The organism is Bradyrhizobium sp. 2TAF36 (assembly GCF_052114925.1).
GTDB classification, from domain to species: Bacteria; Pseudomonadota; Alphaproteobacteria; order Rhizobiales; family Xanthobacteraceae; genus Bradyrhizobium; species Bradyrhizobium barranii.
In genome coordinates, this window is sequence record NZ_JBFRFR010000156.1 from 1 (window position 1) to 9965 (window position 9965).

Annotated in this window: 7 protein-coding genes and 1 pseudogene; 1 reads left to right on the top strand and 7 read right to left on the bottom strand. The window is 54.0% G+C overall.

What is annotated here, in order from left to right; translation table 11 throughout:
* Positions 1-431 (top strand): annotated as a pseudogene (locus AB4Z51_RS43065) (hypothetical protein); the annotation flags it as partial.
* A gap of 70 nt (positions 432-501) precedes the next feature.
* On the opposite strand, the gene AB4Z51_RS43070 reads toward AB4Z51_RS43065, so the two are convergent.
* From AB4Z51_RS43070 to AB4Z51_RS43100, 7 genes are all read right to left on the bottom strand, one after another.
* Complete coding sequence (locus AB4Z51_RS43070; RefSeq protein ID WP_441499599.1) at positions 502-975, bottom strand: hypothetical protein; 474 nt, start codon at positions 973-975, stop codon at positions 502-504.
* 279 nt (positions 976-1254) lie between these two features.
* Positions 1255-2991: a DEAD/DEAH box helicase gene (locus tag AB4Z51_RS43075; RefSeq protein ID WP_441499600.1), complete on the bottom strand. Its 1737-nt coding sequence runs from the start codon at positions 2989-2991 to the stop codon at positions 1255-1257.
* On the bottom strand, positions 2981-4003 hold the full coding sequence (locus AB4Z51_RS43080; protein ID WP_441499601.1) for a HamA C-terminal domain-containing protein: 1023 nt from the start codon (positions 4001-4003) through the stop codon (positions 2981-2983). The genes AB4Z51_RS43075 and AB4Z51_RS43080 overlap by 11 nt, the downstream gene beginning before the upstream one ends.
* A 20-nt stretch (positions 4004-4023) precedes the next feature.
* Positions 4024-4752, bottom strand: coding sequence for a M48 family metallopeptidase (locus AB4Z51_RS43085; protein WP_441499602.1), 729 nt, complete (start codon positions 4750-4752; stop codon positions 4024-4026).
* A complete protein-coding gene (locus AB4Z51_RS43090; protein ID WP_441499603.1) occupies positions 4749-8042 on the bottom strand; it encodes a type I restriction endonuclease subunit R in 3294 nt (1097 codons plus the stop codon). The genes AB4Z51_RS43085 and AB4Z51_RS43090 overlap by 4 nt, the downstream gene beginning before the upstream one ends.
* Positions 8039-9304: a restriction endonuclease subunit S gene (locus AB4Z51_RS43095; protein WP_441499604.1), complete on the bottom strand. Its 1266-nt coding sequence runs from the start codon at positions 9302-9304 to the stop codon at positions 8039-8041. Before AB4Z51_RS43095 ends, AB4Z51_RS43090 begins: the two co-directional genes overlap by 4 nt.
* A gap of 2 nt (positions 9305-9306) precedes the next feature.
* Positions 9307-9965, bottom strand: a 659-nt coding sequence (locus AB4Z51_RS43100; RefSeq protein WP_441499605.1) for an N-6 DNA methylase, incomplete at its 5' end; no start/stop codon positions are given.

A 9965-nucleotide genomic window follows, 5' to 3' on the forward strand; every position in this document is an offset into this window, starting at 1 on the left:
GGTCAGCGCCGGTACGTCGCAGATGGGAAATTTGCCCGCTGCCTGGCTTTCGAGATCCAGGGCGGGTCCAGATGTTCTCTACGCTTTATCCTAGAATATTTGCCCAATCTTCGGAAGGAAAGAAGATTTGGAAAGAGCAGCAAGTGCTGGAAAGAGACAAGGGACTGGCGCGCGCAGCCAAAGCAGCCAACCGTGAAGCCAATGGTGGACGGCTTGTCTGCGAGGCGTGCGCCCTTTCGAACGTGAGGGCGGGCCTGTTTGATGCTCACCACCTCGATCCTCTAGCTTGTGGAATCCGTCAAAGCCGCGTCGATGACTTTGCCATTTTGTGTCCAACTTGCCATCGATGGGCGCACTTATTCGGACCTGATAAGTTGCAACCGCTGTCTATCCCCGAACTACGCAATGTGAGAGCGGGCGGCAGCCGGTAGATTTGTTCAACTGTGCACATAATGATGAAAGTGTATCGAGTTGAAGCGAATACGGGCCGCGAGATTGGAGTTATGGCGCCCTTGATGCCTCGGCCAATTGAAGATTTCTTGTGACGACGATATCTAGTTCACGTTTGACAACGGCGGGAATGTCCAGCGCGCTCCATGTCCTTGCGGCCAGCCACTCTAGCAACTCTTCTTCTGCCATCGAGTCGTTGCCCAAAAATTCATTGAGCGCTACGGCACTCGTCCTAGATAGCCCGACGCCGATAAGAGACAGAAGAGTTTTAGTTGCTACACCGAACTCAAGATAAAGATCGAAATTCAGGTCTGCCGGGAACAGGCTCTCCTGACCAATCTCATGCAAATGATGTTTCAACACATCAAGATAAGCCGACAGATATTTAGGAGCCCTGAATCTCGCAACCTCCTCGACATCGCGCATCGTGTCCCTGATGACGGCTGCGATATTGTAGGTTTTTCCACGCCCTTCGAGATAACTGATCCTCCGCCTGATGATTTGCCCAAGAGGAAGGCCGCGCATCCACTCGATGGTTACAAGTGTCGACCTGTCCGGAACGCGAACGGAAGTAATTCAGCAACGACTGCAGCGCGACCGCGCTAACGCCCGGGTGACGGCTAATAATTCGGCTTGGAATGTCGATTTCTTCCAGAAGGGCGCGAAGCTGATTATCAAGCTGTGCGGCATAGTCGGGAGGCAGCCTTGCCGCCGCAGGCGAGGCAAGGAAGGAACCTTCTCGCGCTGTCCAGGCGAGAAGATATGCGGTCACTTGCTCCAGCGCCGGTTTGAGTGCAGCTGTTGTCATTCCTGACCGGTCGCAAGGTAGTCYATCATCGGCTCGCGGCTCGCCAGAACTGTATCGGTCTCCCGGTTGATTGGATAACTGGAGCGCTCTGGAACGCCGTTCGGCCAGAGATTCGGAAGATTAACGTCGACGCAGACAATGTTGCCGCTGAAGTCATGGCCCCATCGGCCAGCGCGGCCCGCTAAATTCCAAAAATCATGCGCGCCCATGGGGGTGGTCCTGCCTTTACGGGGGCCGCGGCAAACGATAGTGCGGCAGGCAAGATTGACGCCCTCAATAAGGGTGGACGTGCACACGAGAAACTTGATTTTTCCTTCTTTGAAGAGACGCTCAATTTCGGAGCGGAGCAGCGATGGCATGTTGCCGTAGTGAAAGGCAACACCGCGCTTGACGAGTTCGACAAGCTGAAACTGAGGATGAATAGTATCGCGCGCAAAGTCGGAGAGGTTCTTAAGCTCAGGATCGATGTCTGCGGGCGCGGCATCGCTAGCTGCAAGGCCGTGAAATACCTGCCAGGCAATTTTCTCTGCATCTGCCGCGCCGTTTGCATAGATCAGCGTTCCTACATTGCTTCGCCCAAGTGCGAGCGCAATATAAGAAAGCCTCTTGAGTTGGGTGTCGGGCCTCGCATRCAACACCATGCTCCCAATGGAGTGCCGCGCTCCATTGCGGTGCAAGAAGAGTTCCCACTGGTCCGACAAGCGGGGCTTTTGCTCGGCGACAATGAGATTCTGCGTGACGGTCGCCATATCGCTAGGAACAACAGCCGTTTCCAGGCCGGTTGGTGCGTCCTCGACCAGCAGTCCGGGATTTTCTGTGAAGGGGCTAAGAAACACAAGCCTGGCGCTTGGGTTCGCGCGCGAAATACGCTCAATGGCATCCTGCAGTATCACGCCGCGCAAACCGTCTCCGATCTTATGCACCTCGTCGATGATCGCGACTTCGATTTGAGGCGCGACTGCAAGTGAATTCAGGAATACATGCAGCCTTTCCTGTGTGAAGATCAAAATAGTTGGGCGGGTGCGATCACCCAATGCAGCAAGCGGCAGCGACCCAACGCGCAATCCTTCAATTCTGTGGGCAGGAGCGAGGTCTAGGAGGTCCCTTTCGATTTCGCCCACTAAGGCGCGCGTTGGGGCAAGAAACACGGCCAGTTTCGCCCCGCCGGACGCAAACTCATTAAGAAGCCACTGTAATACAAGGTAAGTCTTGCCGGAGGCCGTCGGCGCGGAAGCAGAAATCCATGACGCCCGCTCCAGCTCATCCCAGAATTTTCTCTGGAAGCGGTTGGTTGTTAGAACGTCGCCCTTGGCTGGAAAAACGGATTGAAGAAGTTCGCGTCGAACGAGGAGCATCTGCTCGGTGGAACCCAAATGCTCGTAAAATTCAGGCGGCAGTAGCCCGCGCTGAACCGCAAGGTTAATGGCTCTGTGGTTAGAAAGCTGCGTCAGAACGGTCGCGCTGGCATCGACGACATCGCGTCGGTCGCCCGAATACAAAAGTCCTGCTTGCGCCACCATCAGGGAGTGTTCGAGCGAGGAGGCCGAACTAGAGAGCGATAGAATGCTGCTTGCAAGCAGGAGGCGGCTCCAATCCGGCTCGAACGCGCTGAGAGCGCCATCCGAGAGCGCCGCCCCAACACTCTTCGCTGCTGAATAGCGGGAAAGAGCGCTTAGTTGTTCTCCCATGCCTTCCAGGGAAAGAATCCAGTTTTGTAGCTGCTCAAGATTCACTGCTCACCCCCAGCAGTTCAAGGAAATAGCTCCGGAAAGTCTCGGCCGACGGCATAGGTACGCAGATGAAGTGCATGTGGAAGTTTTCTAGGCGTTCATGGGCAACACGCCTCTGGGCCGTTTCGGCCCAGGCGGCTTGGGCCTGCTTGATCGCCGCAGCTACAGCATCCATGGTGGCCTCCGCGCCCTCGTCCGGGTACGCGCCGCAGTCGAATGCGCAAAGTGCGAAGCCGCAATGTTTGACGGTCAGGGATGCGGGATCGTCTCTGTCAAGAAACTTCTTCAGAGCCCCAATGAGCCGGTCGTCTGTGAAGTTGGCAAATTCATTGACGAGAAGGATGTCCTGTTGCCTTGCGGCGTCTTCTCCATCGGGCTCGCGCAGGAACGGAGCCAATGACTCCAGGCAGTTGCGGATCGCAGCTGATGTGTCGCCATAAATTTTTGACTCGGCCCAAAAAAGGTTCAATCCGCCATCAGGTCGCGCTTCCGCGTAGACTCCATCGGCACCGTGATAGTGCATGCTTGTCGAGGTCTTGAGCGACATCTTGCAGATGACCTGCGTGATTCCGAAGATGGCCTCCGCCATCGCGAAGACGAGCAGTTCTCCGCCTTCCCCGCTGTTACCGAGGTTCGTGAATAGGCCTTTTGCTCGCTCGTGCAGTCTCGAAATAGGGGCCATTGAACCAGCTTCTTCGGCCTGCTTGAACGCAGCCTCTATTGTCTTTCGAGGAATCGCATAGTCGATGATCTGGTCGCGAAGAAATTCTGCGAGCGGCTTGACTCGGACACGTCCGTTGGCATCTACCGGCAGGAAGTAGCAATGAAGCTTCGTCTTGGTTGTCCCGAGCTGGATGTCGCGCTCACAGCAAACGAGGTGAGTGTCAATTCGCGACGCCCCTCCACGGAGGGCACGCTTAAGGGCGGCGTCTAGCTCCGCATCCGGCGCAAGAGTCTCCGGATCTGGAGTCTTGGCATCGGGGGTCTCTGCCTCTATGATCGCGGTATCTGACACTTGCAACTCTCCTCGTAAAATTATTCGTTGAGTRTGAATTCAGCCATTCGGTCCAGGCGCGCCTTTACTGGCTGCCAATTCGGCATAAGCTGCGAAAGGAGACGGTAATAGCGCGAGCTGTGATTGTGCTCCTTGAGATGGCAAAGCTCGTGCAGAATCACGTAATCTATGCACTCGCGCGGCGCTTTAATGAGATAAGGATTGAGCAGGATCGCTCCCTTTGGTGAACAACTTCCCCATTGTTTCTTCATTGCAACCATTCGCCAAGGCGGGGTGTCCTCGAGCCAGACGAGCCGTGAAGCCAATTCCTCGATGCGTCCAGCAAACACATTGGCTGCGCGGTCGCGATACCATGAGCGCAGCTGCCTCTTGACCGCAGCCTTATCTTTGTCCGGCGCTATTACATGAATCGCGCCACGATAGAATTTAACGCCGAGTGCAGCGCCGTTCTGGCCATGAACTTTGAGTTGATAGCGGCGCCCCAGATAAAAGAGGCTCTCACCGCTCACGTAAGACCGGGGTAAAACATCTTTGCGCAACGTTCTTGCTGCGTTGACATGCCGCGTGATCCAGCGGGCCCGCTTGAGGACTGCGGCATGAATCTTGGCTGATGCTTCGCCTGCGGGCGCATCGACCTGAACCGTGGCGTCGGGGTGAATATGGATCGCGATTTTGCCGCGCCGATTTTTGTCGAAGAAGACTTCGTATTCAAAGCGCTCCTGGCCGTATGTAAAGCCTTGCCGCGTCACGCTGAAAGATTTCCCCTCGACAGGCCGACGCGAGTGATCTGAATGACGCGCTCTATGACATCCTTGGCTTTGTCCAGACCGATCAAATCATAAAGACGGGGCAGGAGCTCTTTCCTAATTTGCGCCTCGATATTCTGAGGGTTAAGCGAATACTCGGCAATTGCGCTGCGAACAGTTCGGTCAATTGCATGCGCCTCGTCAATAAAGGCCTTGTCCTCTCCATTCTTGAAGCCAGCGAAGTGTGCATCTCCCATGGCAAGCCGGAAGGTGCCGTAATAAGCCTGCGCATGACGATTGCCCGCAAAAGCATCCGGCATTGTCTCAACCTCACGCTTCTTTAAACGCTCATCTAAATCCTTGAATAGGACGTACTGCTTATGGGGGAAGTCAAACATGGACTCGGCCTCGGCGATGGCCTGTCTGAGGAGTTGCGAGAACACGAGCTGGGCGTATGGATCGTCAGCGAGCTCCTGCTCGATTGTTTTCTTGAGGCGGCTCTTGATAATGTCGGTCTCGTTGCGTGTCTTTTCCTTGCTCCATGTCTCGGGATCGGTGCTCTTGCCTAATTCTTCCACCAGGATCACACCTTCGGGGTCGGCGATATGCGAGCCGACCACGTGTTTATCGACGAGTCGGCGGATTTGCTCCTCATAGGTGCTGTAGTCGACGGTCTCCTGGGAATCTTGCTTTGCAATCTTGCGCAGATTGGTGAAGAAGCGAAGGTCCGACTTGTAACGCTCGATATCAGCTTCCGAAAAGCTTGGGTCCTCAAAGAAGGAGCGCGATGCGAGCGCGACTTGCAGGCAAAGACCAAACTCGGTCAGGGCCTGATAGAAATCTTCGCGTACTTTTTGATGCGCGTCGTATGACTGGCCTGCGTTGTCTTCCTGATATTTTGGGACCAGAACCTGGCGGTACTGCTCCAAGTCTTGCCTGTTTTTGACGGAGGCAAAGACTGTCCACAGGCACTCATGCAGGTGCGGCAACTTCTTGTATTCAGTGCTGACCTTGTGAATAAGGCCTTCGAGGTCGGTGATTTCGAAACCACCTTGTGTCTTATCGGCGAGATCCTGATACTGTTCGATAGCTGTGTCGAGTTCGGGGAGGATGCCGCGATAGTCGATCAGATAGCCAAACTTCTTAGCGTCATGCAGGCGGTTTACGCGCGCAATGGCCTGGATCAGGTTGTGTTGACGCAACGGCTTGTCGATATACAGAACGGTGTTACGAGGTTCATCGAACCCAGTCAGAAGCTTGTCCACGACAATCAAGATGTCAGGGCGGCCCTCTGTGCTGAAATCATCAATGACCCTCCGCTCGCGGACTTCCCAGTCGGGGCCAACATTATCCTTCCACCACTGCTGAACCTCCGGAAGCTCATTCTCGTCTACATCAGAATGGCCTTCTCGGGTGTCGGGCGGGGAGATGATGACATCGCTGGTAACAAGCCCCGTCTGGTCGAGCGCCCTTTTGTATCTGATCGCAGATAGCTTGCTGTCTGTGGCAAGCTGCCCCTTGAGCCCCTGACCGAGGGACTTGAAGTTCTGGTCAAAGTGAATGGCGATATCCCACGCGATTAACTCGATGCGGTTAGCGGACCCATAGACCGGGCCTTTACGTCCCCACTTCTGCTTGAGATCGCTCTTTTGTTTCTCACTTAAACTTGTAGTGATCTTGTCGAACCAGTTGTCGATAGCTTTTGCGTTGACCTCAAGCTCCGGTTTGCGCTCTTCATAAAGGAGGGGCGTGACTGTCCCGTCCTCAACTGCGCGCTGCATGGTATAGTGGTGGATAATGCGTCCGAATTTGTTTCGCGTTTTGTCATCCTTGAGCAGTGGTGTCCCGGTAAACGCGATATAAGACGCGTTGGGAAGTGCCGCGCGCATGCGCTGATGATTTTCGCCGCTGTGGCTCCGGTGCCCCTCATCTACGAGGACGATCAGGTTCTCGCTCTCATTTTTACATTCCGGCAGTTTTGAGGCTGTGCGAAATTTATCGATGATTGTGAAAATGATGCGCTCTGCGCCCTGGCCAATGCGCTTTGCGAGATCGCGGCCTGAGCTCACCTTTGATTTCTCGCCTTCCTTCTTTGAGGCGATTTCAGAACCGAACGCGCCACCAGACAAGAATGTCCTTGCCAATTGCTTTTCAAGATCGGTGCGATCAGTGACCACCAATACGCGGCAGTCCTTGAGGCTTTCGTGCAGCAGAAGCGCCTTGCAGAGGAAAACCATAGTGAAGGATTTTCCGGAGCCTGTGGTGTGCCAGATAACACCGCCCTCGCGTCCTCCACCGGCTTTTTTCTTATTCATCTGGTCAATGAGCGCTTTGATTCCAAAGACTTGCTGATAGCGAGCGGCGACCTTGCCGACCTTCTGGTCGAACAGGATGAAGAACCGGATGAACTCAAGCAGCCTATCTTTGCTCAACAGGCTGATAAGCATCCGGTCTTGACCTGTGGGTAGCTGCGGTGCCGCCCACAGGCTCTCAAAATATTTCCTGACCTCGGAGGGTCGGTGCGCGAATAGCCCGTCCTTCTCAGATGCGCTGATCGGCTTGTTCTTAATCGTTGTGAAGTGCGCTTCGTCGAGCAGTTCCTCTCGCCAGCCAGACCAGAATTTCTTGGGTGTCCGGGCTGTGGCATACTTACCGTCGGTAGCGCTGATGGCCATGAGCAGCTGCGCGTAAGCAAACAGCTTCGGAATCTCATCCGGTTTTTGATTGCGGATGTTTTGGCTGATGCCTTCTTCGACCATCGACTTGTTGGGGTTCCCGGAATCAGGCCGCTTGGCCTCGATGACGACGAGCGGCAGACCATTCACGTAGCAAACAATATCCGGGCGACGTGTGCTGACGCCGCCCGAGCGTAGCACTTCGAGTTCCTCGGTGACGACGAAGCTGTTCTCTTCGGGCTCATCCCAATTGATAATAGGAATGGTGGGCGAGTATTTCTTGCCATCGATGAATTCTGTGACGGTGACGCCTAGGGTCCATGCGCCATAGAGCTTCTCATTCGCGACAAGCAGGCCGTCGTGCATCGCGGGTGTGGTTAGCTCACGCACGATTTGCGCGATGCCATCATCCGAGAGAGACCGTGCTTGGCCTTTATAATCAAAGGTGCGTTTACGCAGCTCGCTCATCAGTACGTCGACCAAAACGACCTCTAGCGCACTGCCACGCATAGCCATACATTTCTCGGGCGACAGATAAGTCCACCCCATTGATAGCAACGTATGTAAGGCGGGTAGCTTCGCGCTAAATTCCTCAGCTGTTTCCGGAGTCACGGTCATGCAGCCAGCTCCGTTGCTCTCACTCGGCGCTTGCCGGTAAGCAGCTGCTGCATAAGCGCGGCTCGTTCGCGTTTTAATGCCCGAAGTTGATCGCGCAGCGCCCTAAGCTCCGCATCAGCTGTTGAAAGGCATGTTGCTATTGTTTCCTGCTCTTCTAATGAAATATTGGGTACCTTTAGATTTCCAACAATCGTGGTGTTGAGGTTCTTCTGCGTACCCGGCTGACCACTATTTGACAGCCTGTCGGCCATGAATTCCAAGTAGTGATACAAAAACGCGATGCTGAGAGTCTCCTTAACGTTTCGAAAAACAACAAAGCCGTCGTGGATGCACACCGGAATTCCTACGATTTTCGGAACGCCGATTGTTGCACAGATTGACATTATCAGTTCCCCAGGCTCAACAGCGACGCTTGCATCGACGCCTGCCGGTGATAGGTACTGCGTTGCTTCTGAAAGATATTCGGAAGTCGAGGACGTTACGTCTGAGATACGAACCCAGCCTCGGCCGGTAGGAGCAAACCATTTTTTGTTAGAGATTGGCCTTGGCGAAGCTCCGCGCCGTATCTCGCACAATTGATTCAGCTCAATATGATCCCATTTCAGGGTGGCGAAGCGCTTGAAGCGCTTTTCACCCGTCAGTAGCCGATCAGACAGACCTCTTTTTTGGTTCTGCCTATTCTCAATTAGCCGCGCGGTCGTTTCGATGGCTCGGTCCCACGTCGATAGGACTGCATAGATGCGTTCCTGTTCAGGCTTTTCCGGTATATGAAATTGCCAATCAAGCCACCTATCCAGCTTGAAGAGCATCTTCTCAATGTGCACTCCAATGCTACTATGGAAGCACGTCTGCTGAAAATAAATCGATTCCGAGAGATACTTTAAGAATGGCAGGAAGAAATTGCCATTGGATTGCAGCACCGCGTACTCGTTTGATAYGACAGCGCCATCCAATTCCGCGGGCACAATCCCACAAGCGCCGTGAACAATCTGACGTTTGGAGATCAGAAAATCTCCCTCTCGAATGTAGAATTGCGTTTTGACCTTAACTTTCTTCCCAAAAAGCTTTTCTCTTTCAACGACGCCGCCGCGACCCCTTTTTACGGTTACGAGGGTGTAGAGAGTATTGTCTTCGAGCACCGCGGGCCGACGGACCTCGGACAGGTGCCTTGAAAGGGGCGACTGCTCCCAACCATCCGGCAAGTTATAGAGCTTCGGGGCACCTGCCTGGACGGAATCTGGATATCCATTGATCTTTGCCATGCTCAGTATCCGAGCTCCTTGAGATACCCATCCATTTGAATCTCAAGCTGCGCCAATTCGATCTTTAGTTTCTGGCGTTCTGAACGGACAGCAGCCAAATCAACGTCTTCCGTTTCGACGAATGTGTCGACATAGCGCGGTATATTGAGATTGTAGTCGTTGTCTTTGATCTCTTCATACGATGCGAGTGAAGCATATCTCTCGACCGGTTTGCGCGCTTGATACGTTGCTACGATCTTTGCGATATTTTCTTCCGTAAGCTGATTCTGATTCTTGCCCGATCTGAATTCGCGGCTGGCGTCTATGAAGAGAACGGATTTATCCTTTTTCGTCTTGCGAAAGATCAGAATCGCTGCGGGGATACCGGTGCCATAAAAGAGCTTCTCTGGTAAGCCGATCACTGCGTCGAGCAGATTTTCCTCAAGCAACTTCTGGCGGATTACACCTTCGCTCGATCCTCGAAATAATACGCCGTGCGGGACCACCACGCCCATCCGCCCAGTCTTTGGTTTAAGCGTTTCAATCATATGGAGAACGAACGCATAATCGCCCTTGGTTTTCGGAGGAATGCCACGACGGAAGCGCCCAAACTTGTCGCCCGCCGCGTTCTCAACGCCCCATTTTTCAAGGCTGAATGGGGGATTGGCGACCACGATATCGA

What these genes read in the sequence shown, in the direction of transcription:
- AB4Z51_RS43070 (WP_441499599.1), bottom strand. Translation starts at nt 975, where the DNA reads ATGCGCGGCCTTCCTCTTGGGCAAATCATCAGGCGGAGGATCAGTTAT.
- AB4Z51_RS43090 (WP_441499603.1), bottom strand. Translation starts at nt 8,042, where the DNA reads ATGACCGTGACTCCGGAAACAGCTGAGGAATTTAGCGCGAAGCTACCC.